General features: G+C 66.6%; 11 protein-coding genes and 1 pseudogene. 6 read left to right on the top strand and 6 right to left on the bottom strand.

The genetic code is table 11. The features are described 5' to 3' along the window. Nucleotides 1-21 precede the first annotated feature (21 nt). Both glgX and treY read left to right on the top strand, forming a co-directional pair. Nucleotides 22-2,142: a glycogen debranching protein GlgX gene (glgX, locus tag OG874_RS04320; protein WP_330253831.1), complete on the top strand. Its 2,121-nt coding sequence runs from the start codon at nucleotides 22-24 to the stop codon at nucleotides 2,140-2,142. A 50-nt stretch (nucleotides 2,143-2,192) separates the two neighbouring features. Beyond that, nucleotides 2,193-4,607, top strand: a complete 2,415-nt coding sequence (treY, locus tag OG874_RS04315; protein ID WP_330257171.1) for a malto-oligosyltrehalose synthase — start codon at nucleotides 2,193-2,195, stop codon at nucleotides 4,605-4,607. Here treY and OG874_RS04310 read toward each other — a convergent pair. The 4 genes and pseudogenes from OG874_RS04310 to OG874_RS04295 all read right to left on the bottom strand — a co-directional run bounded on the left by OG874_RS04310 (nucleotide 4,593) and on the right by OG874_RS04295 (nucleotide 7,343). Then, the gene (locus OG874_RS04310) at nucleotides 4,593-5,777 is read right to left on the bottom strand and encodes a DUF2235 domain-containing protein (protein ID WP_330253830.1); all 1,185 of its coding nucleotides are present in this window, start codon (nucleotides 5,775-5,777) and stop codon (nucleotides 4,593-4,595) included. The two genes, treY and OG874_RS04310, sit on opposite strands and share 15 nt — an antisense overlap. A 149-nt stretch (nucleotides 5,778-5,926) precedes the next feature. Continuing rightward, a pseudogene (locus OG874_RS04305) lies at nucleotides 5,927-6,127 on the bottom strand (MspA family porin); the annotation flags it as partial. A gap of 21 nt (nucleotides 6,128-6,148) precedes the next feature. Continuing rightward, a complete protein-coding gene (locus OG874_RS04300; RefSeq protein ID WP_330253829.1) occupies nucleotides 6,149-6,985 on the bottom strand; it encodes a methyltransferase domain-containing protein in 837 nt (278 codons plus the stop codon). Between the two features lie 127 nt (nucleotides 6,986-7,112). Then, nucleotides 7,113-7,343 carry a hypothetical protein gene (locus OG874_RS04295; protein WP_330253828.1) on the bottom strand — a complete coding sequence of 77 codons (231 nt, stop codon included), beginning with the start codon at nucleotides 7,341-7,343 and terminating at the stop codon, nucleotides 7,113-7,115. A 108-nt stretch (nucleotides 7,344-7,451) separates the two neighbouring features. Between OG874_RS04295 and OG874_RS04290 the strand changes: the two genes are divergently transcribed. Beyond that, nucleotides 7,452-7,886 (top strand): nitroreductase family deazaflavin-dependent oxidoreductase, encoded by a 435-nt coding sequence (locus OG874_RS04290; protein ID WP_330253827.1) that lies wholly within the window; start codon nucleotides 7,452-7,454, stop codon nucleotides 7,884-7,886. A gap of 95 nt (nucleotides 7,887-7,981) precedes the next feature. Further along, entirely contained in the window at nucleotides 7,982-9,340 is a 1,359-nt protein-coding gene (ilvA, locus tag OG874_RS04285; RefSeq protein ID WP_330253826.1) for a threonine ammonia-lyase IlvA, read from the top strand. Nucleotides 9,341-9,349: 9 nt separating this feature from the next. Here the strand turns inward: ilvA and OG874_RS04280 are convergent, their stop codons facing one another. Together OG874_RS04280 and treZ are read right to left on the bottom strand one after the other, a co-directional pair. Continuing rightward, nucleotides 9,350-10,600 (bottom strand): serine hydrolase domain-containing protein, encoded by a 1,251-nt coding sequence (locus OG874_RS04280; RefSeq protein ID WP_330253825.1) that lies wholly within the window; start codon nucleotides 10,598-10,600, stop codon nucleotides 9,350-9,352. A gap of 88 nt (nucleotides 10,601-10,688) precedes the next feature. Further along, entirely contained in the window at nucleotides 10,689-12,413 is a 1,725-nt protein-coding gene (gene treZ, locus OG874_RS04275) for a malto-oligosyltrehalose trehalohydrolase (protein ID WP_330253824.1), read from the bottom strand. Between the two features lie 276 nt (nucleotides 12,414-12,689). Between treZ and OG874_RS04270 the strand changes: the two genes are divergently transcribed. Together OG874_RS04270 and OG874_RS04265 are read left to right on the top strand one after the other, a co-directional pair. Next, nucleotides 12,690-13,304: a class I SAM-dependent methyltransferase gene (locus OG874_RS04270; protein ID WP_330253823.1), complete on the top strand. Its 615-nt coding sequence runs from the start codon at nucleotides 12,690-12,692 to the stop codon at nucleotides 13,302-13,304. Nucleotides 13,305-13,353: 49 nt separating this feature from the next. Further along, entirely contained in the window at nucleotides 13,354-13,926 is a 573-nt protein-coding gene (locus tag OG874_RS04265; protein ID WP_330253822.1) for a TetR/AcrR family transcriptional regulator, read from the top strand. The last annotated feature ends 83 nt before the right edge of the window (nucleotides 13,927-14,009 follow it).

The raw sequence follows: 14,009 nt of genomic DNA, 5'->3' as shown, positions 1-14,009 counted from the left end.
GCTGACGCTAGTGTCGTTGACATGGCTCAGCCCGACGCAGCGCCCGGTGAGGTGACACCCCTCGGTGTCTGGCCCGGCACCGCTTACCCTCTGGGTGCGACCTACGACGGCGCGGGCACCAATTTCTCGGTGTTCTCCGAGGTTGCCGACGCCGTCGAACTGTGCCTGATCGCCAGGGACGGCACCGAAACCAGGGTGCCACTGGAAGAGGTCGACACCTACGTCTGGCACGCCTATCTCCCGACCATCGGGCCAGGCCAGCGCTACGGCTTCCGCGTGCACGGACCCTACGATCCCGAGCACGGATTGCGCTGCGATCCAAGCAAATTGCTGGTCGATCCCTACGGCAAGGCCTTCGACGGCGAATTCGACAACGACGCATCGCTGCACACCTACGGCCTGGATTCCCTGGGGCACACCATGACCGGCGTGGTGATCAACCCATTCTTCGACTGGGGCGCCGACCGACCGCCGAACCGGCCCTACCACGAGACGGTCATCTACGAGGCGCACGTCAAGGGTATGACCATGACGCATCCGGAGGTTCCGGAGGAGTTGCGCGGCACCTACGCGGGCATCGCGCACCCGGCGATCGTCGGACACCTGAAGAGCCTGGGCGTCACCGCGATCGAGCTGATGCCGGTGCACCAATTCCTGCACGACCGGATGCTGCTGGATCAGGGCCTGCGAAACTACTGGGGCTACAACAGCTTCGGCTATCTGGCCCCGCACAACGAATACGCGGCCAGCCCGCGTGGCGGCGCGGCGGTCACCGAATTCAAGGCGATGGTGCGGGCATTGCACGCCGAGGGCATCGAGGTGATCCTCGACGTGGTCTACAACCACACCGGCGAGGGCAACCACCTCGGACCCACGCTCGCCTTCCGCGGCATCGACAACGCCGCCTACTATCGCCTGGTCGACGACGACCCCGCGCGCTATATGGATTACACCGGCACCGGTAACAGCCTCAACGTGCGCCACCCACACACGCTGCAGCTGATCATGGACTCGCTGCGCTACTGGATCCTGGACATGCACGTCGACGGATTCCGCTTCGATCTGGCCGCCACGCTCGCCCGCGAGCTGCACGACGTGGACCGGCTCTCGACGTTCTTCGATCTGGTGCAACAGGATCCGGTCGTGAGCCAGGTGAAGCTGATCGCGGAGCCGTGGGATGTCGGCGAGGGCGGCTATCAGGTCGGCAACTTCCCGGGTCAGTGGACCGAATGGAATGGCAAGTACCGCGACACCGTGCGCGACTACTGGCGCGGCGAGCCCGCCACCCTCGGCGAATTCGCCTCGCGGCTCACCGGATCCTCGGACCTGTACGAGGCCACCGGCCGCAGGCCGAGCGCGAGCATCAACTTCATCACCGCGCACGACGGTTTCACGCTGCGGGACCTGGTGTCCTACAACGAGAAACACAATGCGGCCAACGGCGAGGACAACCGCGACGGCGAGAGTTACAACCGCTCGTGGAACTGCGGTGCGGAGGGACCGACCGACGATCCGGAGATTCTCGCGTTGCGCGCCAAGCAGAGTCGCAATCTGCTCGCCACGCTGGTGCTCAGCCAGGGCACCCCGATGCTCGCGCACGGCGACGAGATGGGCCGTACGCAGCAGGGCAACAACAATGTCTACTGTCAGGATGCACCGCTGGCCTGGATGGATTGGTCACTGATGCAGACGAATTCGGACCTGTTCGAGTTCACGAAGCGGGTGATCGCGCTGCGCACCGAACATCCGATCTTCCGGCGCCGCCGCTTCCTGGAGGGGCAGCCGATCCGCGCCAAGGACCATGCCCGCGATATCGCCTGGCTCACCCCGGCGGGTGAGGAGATGACGCCCGCGGACTGGGACAGCGGTTTCGGTAAATCGCTCACGGTGTATCTCAACGGTCTCGGCATCAATGAGCCGGGCCCGCGCGGCGAGCGCATCACCGACGACTCGTTCCTGCTGTGCTTCAACGCCCACGACACCGACCTCGACTTCGCCCTCCCCGGCACCGATTACGGCGCCGAATGGTCTGTCGCACTGGACTGTTCGGTGTCCGACGGCCGAGCCGACGCCACCTATCCGGCGGCGAGTAGCATCGCCGTCCCCGCCCGTTGCCTACTCGTCCTGCACTGCCCCGCATAGCCGAAACGCCGATGACCGAGACGACCGAGATCGAGACGACCGAGTCCGAGATGCTCACCCACCACACCGATCCGATCTCCCGCGGCCGCACCCCGGCCCGGCAGACGACGATCCGCAGCACCTACCGACTCCAGCTGCGCCCCGACGCGTTGACCTTCGCCGATGCCCGCGCGATCGCGGAATACCTACAGCAGCTGGGCATTTCGCACCTGTACCTGTCGCCGATCCTCACCGCGACGGCCGGTTCGACGCACGGCTACGACGTCACCGACCCCACCACGGTCTCAGCGGCCCTCGGCGGCCCGGCCGGGCTCAAGGCGCTCTCCGACGAAGTGCGCAGCCGCGGTATGGGTTTGCTCGTGGATCTGGTGCCCAACCACGTCGGCGTCGCCGATCCGCGGCAGAATCCGTGGTGGTGGGATGTGCTGCGCAACGGCCGCGAATCGCAGTTCGCGCACTTCTTCGATATCGACTGGAGTGCGGGCAACGGTGCGGGCGGGCGGCTGGCGCTGCCGGTGCTGCAGAGCGAGAACGACCCCGCCGCACTGACGGTCGACCGATCCGGTTCGGAACCGATGCTGGCACTGCACGATCTGCGCTTCCCCATCGCCGCGGGCACCGATGGCGACAATGCGCTGCGCATCCACGACAAGCAGCACTATCGGCTGGTCAGCTGGAAGGCCGGACTGTGCACCTACCGGCGGTTCTTCGCGGTCAACAGTCTGGCCGCGGTGCGCCAGGAAGATCCCGAAGTCTTCGAGATCACCCATCGGGAGCTCACCGCTTGGTGCGAGCACGATCTGATCGACGGCGTCCGCGTCGACCATCCGGATGGATTGTCCTATCCCGCCGCGTATCTGGCGAAGCTGCGCAGGGTCATCGGCCCACACCGGCTACTACTTGTCGAAAAGATCCTCGCCAACCGCGAACCACTGGACGCGACCCTGCCGGTCGATGGCACCACCGGCTACGACGCCCTGTCCGACTACGGCGGTGTGCTGATCCATCCCGACGGCGAACAGGCGCTGACCGAACTGTCGCGCAAGCTCGCCGGGCACGGCAGCGACCGCGCCTGGATCGGCGAGACCGAACATCGGATCAAACGCGCGGTGGCGGAGAACATTCTGGCCCCGGAGATCCGCCGGCTGGTCGCCGCGATCAAGCGCGACGCGCGGGCCGAGAGCTTCGACACCATGGCGCTGACCAACGCCACCATCGAGGTGCTGGCCTTTATGCCGGTGTACCGGGTGGACTACGCGCCGCTGGCTGGCATGACCGGAGCGGTGGTCGCCGAGGTGGAAAAGCGCAACAGCGAACTCACGGTGCCGCTGAGCGTGCTGGTGGCCGCGCTGGCCACCGATGGCGAGGCGGCCGTGCGGTTCAGTCAGGTGTGCGGCGCGATCACCGCCAAGGCCGTCGAGGACACCATGTTCTATCAGGCCGCGCGACTGGTCTCGCTACAGGAGGTCGGCGGCAACCCGGCGCGATTCGGCCACTCGCTCAACGAGTTCCACCTCTCCAACAGCGAGCGCGCGCAGCGCTGGCCCGCCACCATGACCACCCTGTCCACCCACGACACCAAGCGCGGGGAGGATGTGCGCGCTCGGATCGGGGTGCTGTCCCAGGCCGCGGAGATCTGGGCGCGCGCCGTCGAATCCTGGGAGGAAATCACCCCCGGCCCCGACGGCGCGACCACACTGTTCCTGTTGCAGAACATGTTCGGCATCTGGCCCGCCGACGGCCGCCCCGCCTCGTCGGTGGCCGGACTGCGCGAGCGGCTGCATCTGTTCGCGGAGAAGGCTATTCGCGAGGCCGGGGTCCATACCTCGTGGGAGGAACCGGATGCCGAGTTCGAGACGGCGGTACACGGCTGGTTGGATGCGGTGATCGATGGACCGGTCGGCTCCGAGATCGGTGATCTGGTCCACGAACTCGCCCCGCACGCCTGGTCGGATTCGCTGTCACAAAAGCTGCTGCAGTTGTGCGGACCCGGGATTCCCGATATCTACCAGGGCTGCGAACTGTGGGAGGACGCCCTCGTCGATCCGGACAACCGCCGCCCGGTGGACTTCGCGGCCCGCGCCGGACTGCTGCAATCCCTCACCGGCACACCGGCACTGGACACCACCGGCGCGGCGAAGATGTGGATCGCCGCCTACGCGCTGTGGCTGCGCCGCGAACGGCCGGACTGCTTCGTCGGCGGCACCTACCTACCGTTGTTCGCCACCGGTGAGCAGGAGAGCAGGCTGGTCGCCTACGCGCGCGGCCGGGTCGGCGAAACGCCCGAGGTGATCGTGGCGGCCACCCGGCACAGCCTCGGCCTGGCCGAAACCGGGTGGGGCGATACCACATTGGAGTTGCCCCAGGGCAACTGGACCGACCGGCTGACCGGCCACACCTTCCAGGGCCGGGCGCGACTGGAGAAGCTGTTCGCCCGGCTGCCCGTCGCACTACTGGTGCGCTGAGGGCTCCTCCGGCACCACCGAAGTGACCGTGCCCGTCTTCTCGATCAACGTCTCGGGCACCACCCCATCGTGATCGTGCAGCCAGCGCCGCAGATTCACCGGCCGATAACGCAGGGCGTCGTGCACAGTGGAGGCCAGTCGAACGCCCCGGTCCCCATCGGTGTACAGCCGTCGCCAGGAGTCCCAGTAGAACCGCGGGTTCTTCGGCTGGCGAATGGTGCGCAGCACGTTGAGGATTCGGTATCCGATGCTCAGCGAGCGGTGTAGCTCCATATGATCGGCACCGGTGGCGCGGCAGCGCTCGGACAGCCCCTCGAGCCGCTCACGGTCGAAGGTGAGTCCCACCGCTTCGGCCTCTTCGACCATCCAGCGCAGCGTGATATCCGATAGTCCGCACTCTTTGTAACCACCGCCGACATCGCTGTGCACGCCCTCGAACCACACCTGCTTCACGCGGTCATAGTCGTGGGAGTACTTCACATCCGGTTCGATCGGCACCTCCCACAGGCACGGTTCGAAGGCGCGGCGCCGCTCGTCGAGTGCGAGGGCCTGGCGCGCGCAGTAGACATTGCGCCCGAGCTTCACATCGTGGAACCGGTGCCGCAGCGAGGTCAGTCCGGGCACGCCGAGCGCGCCGACGGTATCGAAGACACCGATGAAGTTGATCTTTGCGGGGGCCTGCCAAGTGTTCTCTTTGCGAAAGTCGATCCACTCCTGCGGCTCCGGCGGATCCGGGTTCTCCGGCGTCCGCGTCGGCGCGGGCTGATGGTGAATCTGCAAGGCCTGCGGGTACTTTCCCTCGATCATCGCATCGGGGGTCATGATTCCGATGCGGCCGATCAGCCCGGCCAGGCTGCGCGCGGTGAACGCACCGCGGCTGAAACCGAAGATGTAGATCTCATCGCCGGGCTGCCAGTTCAGCGCAAGATGCCAGTACGCGGAGGACAGATTCGCCTCGAGTCCGAGCCCGAACGCCCCGCCCATCAGGCGGTCTGCGAGGAAACCGCGGGCGCCCGGCCCGGAAACGTAGCTGACCCACTGCTGGATCGGCTCCCCCGACGGTCCCGGCGCTTCGTACCGGATCGTCTGCGCGATCTTGATGATATTCGATACCGTGCTGCTCGATTCGGCCTTCCAGGTGCCGTCACAGCAGACCACCAGTCGTTTCATGGATAAATCCTCCGCCCCGTTTACCGTCGAAACCTGCGTACTCGACTACCCGAATCATCGGGGCAAACGGCGGGAATGTTAATGAAAATGTTGTCTTTCAACGGGAAAGACGCGCTCCGGACGGGATTTTCGCGAGTACCCTGGCGCGACTACAACCAGGTGGGGTCGCCGAATACCGCACCCATATCGTCGGTCTCGGGCGAGGTGGCCGTGACGTAGGTGTACTGCCGGAGGTTCACCGGACCGGTGCAGGTATTGACCTTGATGTGGAAATCCCGGACCACCGCCTGGATGAGCTTGCCGGGGATCATTTCCTTCTCCGCCAGCGGAACCTCCGCGACCTCGCCCGGCGTGAGGTTTGTAGCGCAGAGCTATAACGGCGGGCGGGACACGGCGGAGGAGGAGAACTCCCGATGGGCCAGAACCGCGAACATCGTCACCGACAGGTGATAGTCCTCGGTGGCGAAGCCGTGTTCGAGATCGAGGTGGAATCGCTCCTGCTGCTCGGCGGTGACCGCGCCACGCTCGACGGCCTGGTTGGTCATGTGCCGGAAGAGTCCAGCTCCCGATACCGAATCCCAGATCACCGCCTCCGAGCCGATATCGTCGATGCCGCATCCGGCGGCCGTCAGATAACCGCGCAGACGGCGGCCCGAACCCGGGTTCGGGGTATCGGCCAGCATGACTTCACTCATCGCCTGGACCACCGCCGGATCGCCGGGATGCGTGATGGCGGTGTACCAATCGCTATCGATCAGCAGCACCCGTCCGCCCGGGCGCAGCACTCGGACGATCTCCGCGGTGGCCGCGACCGGATCGTCCAGATGCTGGTAGACCCGCTCGCAGCGGACCGCGTCGAATATGCCGTCCGGGAACGGCAGCTGGTAGACCGAACCGTCCATGAACCGCGCCGTGGACCCGGCCGCCTCGGCGCGCTTACGAGCCAGCGCGACCATATCGGGATTGGGGTCGACACCGACCGCCTCGCCATCCGGACCGACCCGCTCGGCGAAGTAGGCCACCTCCGAGCCGGTGCCGGAGCCGATATCGAGGGCGCGCTCCCCGGCGGTGACCGCCAGCACCTCATGCGCCCACCGGCGCATCCGCTGGATACCGGGTAGCGCCACCTGCAGGTCGAGGATGGTGACGAGCATGTCGAGTGCTCCGGAATCGACACGATCCGCGTGGAATGACACTCGATCGGTCATGTCTCCCGGTTCCATAGGCCCGACGCTACTCGGGTCGAAGTCACGGGTGTGGCGCTCCGATTACTGTTCGGCCGCTGTTCGCACCGCCGGTTCGAGCACGGCGATGGCCGCGCGGTGCAGCACTCGACTAGCCCTGGTGGCGACGAGCCGTTTCGTGTCGGGTGACCGCACCGATGATCCAGCGGGTGGCTCCGACGGCGGCGGCGACCAGCACCGCGACCTGCAGCGACCCGGTCATCAGCGCGAGAACCAGGCAGGTGACCAACGCGAGGACAACAGCCTCGAGCTTGTACATCGGCCACGCGGTGCCCGCGATATCTACTGCCGCGGGGCGGGTCGATGGGTGTACCACTGCCATGGGGTCAGGCTACACGGATGTTGAAGTTCGGGCCACCTAACATTTCCCCTGGGGACACCTGTGCGCATCGGCGGGAACAGTTGGGGACCGCGGCGCGTTTGTTTCGCTATGCCACTTACAGGAGAGTACGCACCGAGTACCAGCGATTGGGCACGTGAGCAGGTCGAGACGATCGAGAACTCCGGCGGTACCGATGGTCTGATGCTGCAGGGGAAGCCGGTCATCGTGTTGACCACCAAGGGCGCGAAGACCGGACTGCTGCGCAAAACCGCGCTGATGCGGATCGAGCACGACGGCGAGTACGCGGTCGTCGCCTCATTGGGCGGGGCACCGAAGCATCCCGTCTGGTACCACAACATCAAGGCCGAACCGCATGTCGAACTGCGCGACGGCACCGCGAACAAGGACTACACCGCACGCGAGGTCTTCGGCGAGGAAAAGGCGCTGTGGTGGGCGCGGGCCGTCGAGGCCTGGCCCGATTACGCCGGCTACCAGACCAAGACGACCCGCCAGATTCCGGTTTTCGTGCTCACACCGCGCTGATTCCCGGGGGCCGACGGCAGTGAACTGGTCGTTTGCCTGCCTCTGACGCCCACCCGCCGCGTCCAGCCGACGCGGCGGATGGCAGCATGTTTCGAGTGTCCAATCCGCTCGAACTACTCGACGACCAGTCCACATCTCGTCCCGCGCTGACCGCGGACGAGATCGACGCCGCCGCCAAGCGAATTGCCGACATTATCGAGCCGACCCCGCTGCAGCACAGCCCCCGGCTTTCCGCGCTGACCGGGGCGCAGGTCTATCTGAAGCGCGAAGACCTCACCGCCGTCCGTTCCTACAAGCTGCGCGGCGCCTACAACCTGATCGTGCAGCTCACCGAGTCCGAGCGAAACGCGGGCGTGGTCGCGGCCAGCGCGGGCAATCACGCCCAGGGCGTGGCCTTCGCCTGCAATGCGATGGGCATCAAGGGCCGCATCTACGTGCCGACCACCACGCCGAAGCAGAAGCGCGACCGCATCCGGGTGCACGGCGGCGAATTCGTCGAGCTGATCGCGGTCGGGGAAACCTATGATGCCGCCGCCGCGGCCGCCGCCGAGGATGTCGAGCGCACCGGCGCCACCATGGTGCCGCCGTTCGACGATTCGCGCACCGCGGCCGGGCAGGGCACCATCGCCCCCGAGATCCTGGAACAGCTCGGCGGCCGGACCCCCGATCTGGTGGTGGTGCCGGTCGGCGGCGGCGGCTGTTTGGCGGGCATCGGCACGTATCTGCGTGAGCGCTCGCCGGCCACCGGCATTCTCGGCGTCGAACCGGCGGGCGCGGCCTCGATGACCGCGGCGCTGGTCGCGGGCGGCCCGGTGACGCTGCCGGAGATCGATCCGTTCGTCGACGGCGCCGCGGTGCGCCGGATCGGCCAGTTGCCCTATGCGGCGATCGCCGCATTCGGCGGCCGGGTGGTCTCGCACGCCTCGCTGCCGCTACTGACCGCCACCGAATCCCCCAGCGGCGCGGGCTCTTTCCGCTTGATGCAGGTCGACGAGGGCGCGATCTGCACCACCATGCTCGACCTGTACCAGAACGAGGGCATCATCGCCGAGCCCGCGGGCGCGCTGTCGGTGGCGGCCCTGGCCGATATCGCGGTCGAGCCGGGATCAACGGTGGTGTGCCTGGTCTCCGGCGGCAACAACGATGTGTCCCGCTACGGCGAGATCATCGAGCGCTCGCTGGTGCACCGCGGCCTGAAACACTATTTCCTGGTGGACTTTCCGCAGGAGCCGGGCGCGCTGCGGCGGTTCCTCAACGAGGTGCTCGGCCCCGATGACGACATCACCCTGTTCGAGTACGTCAAGCGCAACAACCGGGAAACCGGTGCGGCGCTGGTCGGTATCGAGCTGGGCGTGCCCGAGGGGCTGAGCGCACTGCTGGAACGGATGCACGAATCGCCGATCCAGGTCGAGCGATTGGAGCCGGGCTCCCCGGCCTACCGCTACCTCACCTGACGCATCCGCTTACGCCGCCTCCGGCGTCTCGACGAGAGCCGCTGCCCGCCGCGTTGTGCGCAGGCCCGCCATGACCATCGGCAACAACCACGCCGCCGAGGCCTGATCGAAGCTCAACTGCCCCACCGACAGACGGTTGTGCACGAACCCGACCGACAGGCCCAGACGCGGCTCGGCCCAGCCGAAGGAGCCGCCGAGACCGATATGGCCGAAGCCGCCGAGCGCACCGGGCATCGGCAGCGAGTGGTAGCCCAGATGCCACAGCATCGGGGCGTAGAACAGGGCGTGGTCGAGTCGGAAACTCCGAATCCGGCTCAGCGCCTCGATGGTTCGCGGTGTCAGGTATTGCGTGCCGTCGGCTGTACCGTCGTTGGCCAGCGCGCCGTACATGGTGGCCAGCGCCGCGGCGGTGCAGACGCCGTTGCCGGCACCGAGTTCGGTGTCCAGGATCGGCGGCAGGTCGCCCTCCAGAATGGTCTCCAGCCCGGGCAGGAACAGACAGCGCGCGGCCGCGCCGAGCGCACCGGGCAGGGCGTAGCTGCGGCCCAATACCCTTGTGCTGATCGGCTTTCCGATCAGGCTCAGCTGGGTGCCCGCCAGCGGCGCGTAGGTCGTCGACGCGGGCGTGGGCGGCAGGCCGAGGTGGATGCCGTCGATGCCGAGCGGTTCGGCGACCTCGGTGCGGAACAGCTCCGCCATGCCGTGGCCGGTGACGGCGCGGGCCAGTCCGGCGAGCAACCAGCCGAAGGTGAGCGCGTGATAGGCCGGAGTGCCGAGCAGGCGATCGGGTTTCGCGGCGGCGAGGCGCTGCTCCATCAGCTGGTGGTCGAGTACGTCCTCGAGTCCAGCGGCGATCGGGTGCAGACCACCGAGCCCCGCGCTGTGGGTCATCACCTGACGAATAGTGATGTCGCCCTTGCCGTTCTGCCCGAACTCCGACCAGTATTCGGCCACCGGAGCCGCATAGTCGAGCAGACCGCGATCGGCGAGTCGGTGGATGACCGTGGCGGTGACGCCCTTGGTGGCGGAGAAGATGATCGTCCCGGTGTCCTGGGTCCATGGCGTGTCCCCCGCACTCCCGGCCCAGATGTCGACCAGTGGCTCACCGTGCAGATGTACCGCCAAAGCTCCGCCCGCCCCCCGGCGACGACCGAAGACCTTCGCGAATGCGCGTACCAATGGTGCGAATTCGGCGGTGGCACTGCCACCCACCCCGGCGGGGAGATCTGCTAGATCCCCGGAGGAAGCCACGTTGCTCATATACCAACGGTAATGGCGCAAATCGCACTCGGCAATGACTCTGTCTCGGACAGTAGACTCAGCGTAGCTTCAGCAATCGGGAGTTTCGCTACGGATTCTCCAGGATCACGAATGAGTGGCCCGGTATCGCCGTCGCGGAAACACTTTCGGTCGCGGGCTCCCACGACAACAGGGACACACCGGCGACAGGGACCGTGACCTGCTTTTCCGAGAGGTTGCATACCAGCACCAACGGGCCGCGGCGCACCGCGATCCAGCGGGCGTTCTCGTCATAGTCGACGGATACACGAGTGAGCCACGGGTCGGTCATCTCAATCCTTTCCCGCCGCAGAGCAATCAGCTTTCGATAGCAAGAAAGTAGCTCAACATGCCGTTTCTGCTGCGGTTCGGACCAGTCGAGCTTGGAACGCAGGAAGGTTTCGGGGTCCTGCGGATCCGGTACGTCCGCGGTGTCCCAGCCGTGTTCGGCGAATTCGGCCTTGCGTCCGGTACCGGTGGCGGCCCCGATCACCGGGTCGGTATGCGAGGTGAAGAACTGGAACGGGGTGCGCGCGCCCCACTCCTCCCCCATGAACAGCATGGGCGTATATGCCGAGAACAGCACCAGCGCAGCCTTGATCGCCAGCTGTCCGTCGGTCAAGTAGGCGCTCGGGCGGTCACCGATCGCACGGTTGCCGATCTGATCGTGTGTGCAGGTGTAGGCGAGCAATGCGCTCGCGGGCACAAACCGAGTGTCGAGCGGGCGGCCGTGGGTGCGGCCGCGGAAGCTGGAATACGTTCCGACGTGGAAGAATCCGTGCGTGAGCGTGTGTGCCAGACAGCGCAGCGAGCCGAAGTCGGCGTAGTAGCCCTGACGTTCACCCGAGACCGCGGTGTGCACGGCATGATGCAGGTCATCGTTCCACTGTCCGGTCAGGCCGTAGCCGCCCGCCGCGCGCGGGGTGATGAGTTTCGGATCGTTGAGATCGCTTTCCGCGATCAGGGTCAGCGGCCGACGCACATGGGCGGCAAGGGATTCGGTGTCGGCGGCCAGTTCGGCGAGCAGATGGGTCGCCGTGCGGTCGACCAGGGCGTGCACGGCATCCAAACGCAGTGCGTCGATGTGGAAGTCGCGCAGCCAGCGCAGCGCGTTCTCGATGATGAAGCGGCGCACCGGATCCGAATCGGGGCCGTCCAGATTGAGGCTCTGACCCCAGGTGTTGCGGCCCTCGGTCAGGTAGGGCGCGAAGCGGGGCAGATAGTTGCCGGATGGGCCGAGGTGGTTGTGGACGACGTCGAGCGCGACCGCCAAACCCCTTGCGTGGCAGGCGTTCACGAAGCGTTGCAGGCCGTCCGGACCACCATAGGGCTCGTGCACCGCGTACCAGAGCACACCGTCGTACCCCCAGTTGTGGGTGCCATCGAAGGCGTTGACCGGCATCAGCTCGACCATGGTGACCCCGAGTTCGACGAGGTGGTCGAGGTGCTCGATGGCGGCGCCGAAGGTGCCCTCGGGGGTGAAGGTGCCCACATGCAGTTCGTAGAGGATCGCACCGGCCAGCGGGCGACCGGTCCAGCCCGCATCGGTCCAGCCTGCCGGATCGAGGGTATGAACTGCCGAGCGACCGTGCACACCGTCGGGCTGCCTGGCCGAGCGCGGATCGGGCAGGACGGTCGGATCGTCGTCGAGCAGATAGCCATAGCGCGCGCCGGATCGTGCCGGGAGGTCGGCCCGCCACCAGCCGTCGGCGGACCTGGTCATCGGATGCGCGGTGCCGTCGACCTCGACCCGCACCCGCTCCGGTCGCGGCCCCCACACCTCGAACAAGGTCACCGGGCCAGCATCGCATGCCGAGGCGGTCCCGACACGTCGTGCCACGGACCTCGACTCGCACTCGCCTACGCTGCCATCCTGCGCGAGAGCGAACGCCGCCAGTTCGAAGCTCGTATCGGCAAACACGGAGTACGGGACCGACCAGCGCGCATGGCACCCCGAACGCGTTCGACAGGCGGCCGGTTCAAAGGGTCCTGCGGCGCGCCGGGTGTTCGGACTCCGGTCGACCGGGCATTGGTGCTGGCGAGACGGAAGCGGCCCTGACAGAGTTGGGGCGTGGGTATCTACAACGATCAGTTCGTGCCGCGGCTGGTGAATGTGGCCTGCGGGACCAAGCTCAACAATCCGCAGCGCGAGCGCGCCTGCGCCGGACTGCACGGACGCGTGGTCGAGATCGGCTTCGGATCCGGGCTGAACATCCCGTTCTATCCGGCCGGCGTCGAGTCGATCACCGCGGTCGAACCCGCCGATCTCGGCTGGAAACTCGCGACCAAGCGGCTCGCGAAGGCCACCGTGCCGATCGAGCGCGCCGGGCTCGATGGCCAGGCGCTGCCGTTCGCCGATAACAGCTTCGACTCCGCGCTCTCGACCTGGACGATGTGCACCATCCCGGATATCGCGACCGCGCTGGCCGAGGTGCGCCGAGTGCTCGTCCCCGGCGGCACCTTCCACTTCGTCGAACACGGCCTGGCACCGGATCCGGGCGTCCAGAGGTGGCAGCACCGCCTGAATCCAATCGAGAAGGTGATAGCGGGCGGCTGCAATCTCGATCGCGATATCCGCGGTCTGGTCGAGGCCGCCGGTTTCGAAATCCGCGACTTCGACGAGTTCTATGCGGATGGACCCAAGTTTTTCGCCGCGCTCTCGCTCGGCGTCGCGGTATCGCCGTAGCACCCACCGATATTGGACTGATTAGTTCAAAACATGCTAGCGTGACGGCATGGCGCGACCGAAGGCATTCGACGAGGAGCGGGCCGTGGACGCGGCGATGCGCGCGTTCTGGTCCGCGGGTTACGAGGGCACCTCGACCCAGGATCTCTGCGACGCAACGGGTCTGGGCCGCAGCAGCATCTACAACACCTTCACCAGCAAGCACGAGCTGTTCGACCGGGCCCTGCGGCGCTACATCACCACCAAGAACGCCTCGATCTTCGAAATCCTCGACGGGAACCTGCCCGCGCGAGCCAAGGTGGGCGCACTGCTGCGGCTGACCATCGAAGCGCCCGAGGAAGACCCGATCGGCTGCCTGGTGGTCAATTCGACGGTCGAGCTGGCGCCGCGAGATCCGGGGGTGGCCGCGACGCTGCGTGAAGATCAGAATCGGCGACTCGACGCGTTGACCGCAGCGATCCGGGCAGGTCAACGATCCGGCGAGATCGATGCGAGCAAGGATGCGCGCACGCTGGCCCATTTCGTGATCACGACGATCAGCGGCATGCGAGTAGCGGCGCGCGGCGGGGCCGGAAAGGACACCCTGGAGGCGATCGCCACGACAGCACTGAGCGTTCTCTAGATCCTGAGCACTCGGCCGAGCCGAACACACCTCGCGGCCACACAAGCCGCCAAACTACGAATTCGCAACGGCGGCATTGCAGC

It is taken from the genome of Nocardia sp. NBC_00565, assembly GCF_036345915.1.
In the GTDB taxonomy this organism is placed as follows: Bacteria; Actinomycetota; Actinomycetes; order Mycobacteriales; family Mycobacteriaceae; genus Nocardia.
The sequence above is the reverse complement of the archived record's forward strand: the minus strand, read 5'-3'. Positions and strand labels throughout refer to the sequence as shown.

Excerpts from the sequence above, each read along its gene's own strand:
- OG874_RS04310 (WP_330253830.1), bottom strand. The coding sequence starts at position 5,777 with ATGAAACGACTGGTGGTCTGCTGTGACGGCACCTGGAAGGCCGAATCG.
- OG874_RS04265 (WP_330253822.1), top strand. The coding sequence starts at position 13,354 with ATGGCGCGACCGAAGGCATTCGACGAGGAGCGGGCCGTGGACGCGGCG.
- OG874_RS04295 (WP_330253828.1), bottom strand. The coding sequence starts at position 7,343 with ATGGCAGTGGTACACCCATCGACCCGCCCCGCGGCAGTAGATATCGCG.
- OG874_RS04290 (WP_330253827.1), top strand. The coding sequence starts at position 7,452 with ATGCCACTTACAGGAGAGTACGCACCGAGTACCAGCGATTGGGCACGT.
- OG874_RS04300 (WP_330253829.1), bottom strand. The coding sequence starts at position 6,985 with ATGACCGATCGAGTGTCATTCCACGCGGATCGTGTCGATTCCGGAGCA.
- OG874_RS04280 (WP_330253825.1), bottom strand. The coding sequence starts at position 10,600 with ATGAGCAACGTGGCTTCCTCCGGGGATCTAGCAGATCTCCCCGCCGGG.
- treY (WP_330257171.1), top strand. The coding sequence starts at position 2,193 with ATGCTCACCCACCACACCGATCCGATCTCCCGCGGCCGCACCCCGGCC.
- glgX (WP_330253831.1), top strand. The coding sequence starts at position 22 with ATGGCTCAGCCCGACGCAGCGCCCGGTGAGGTGACACCCCTCGGTGTC.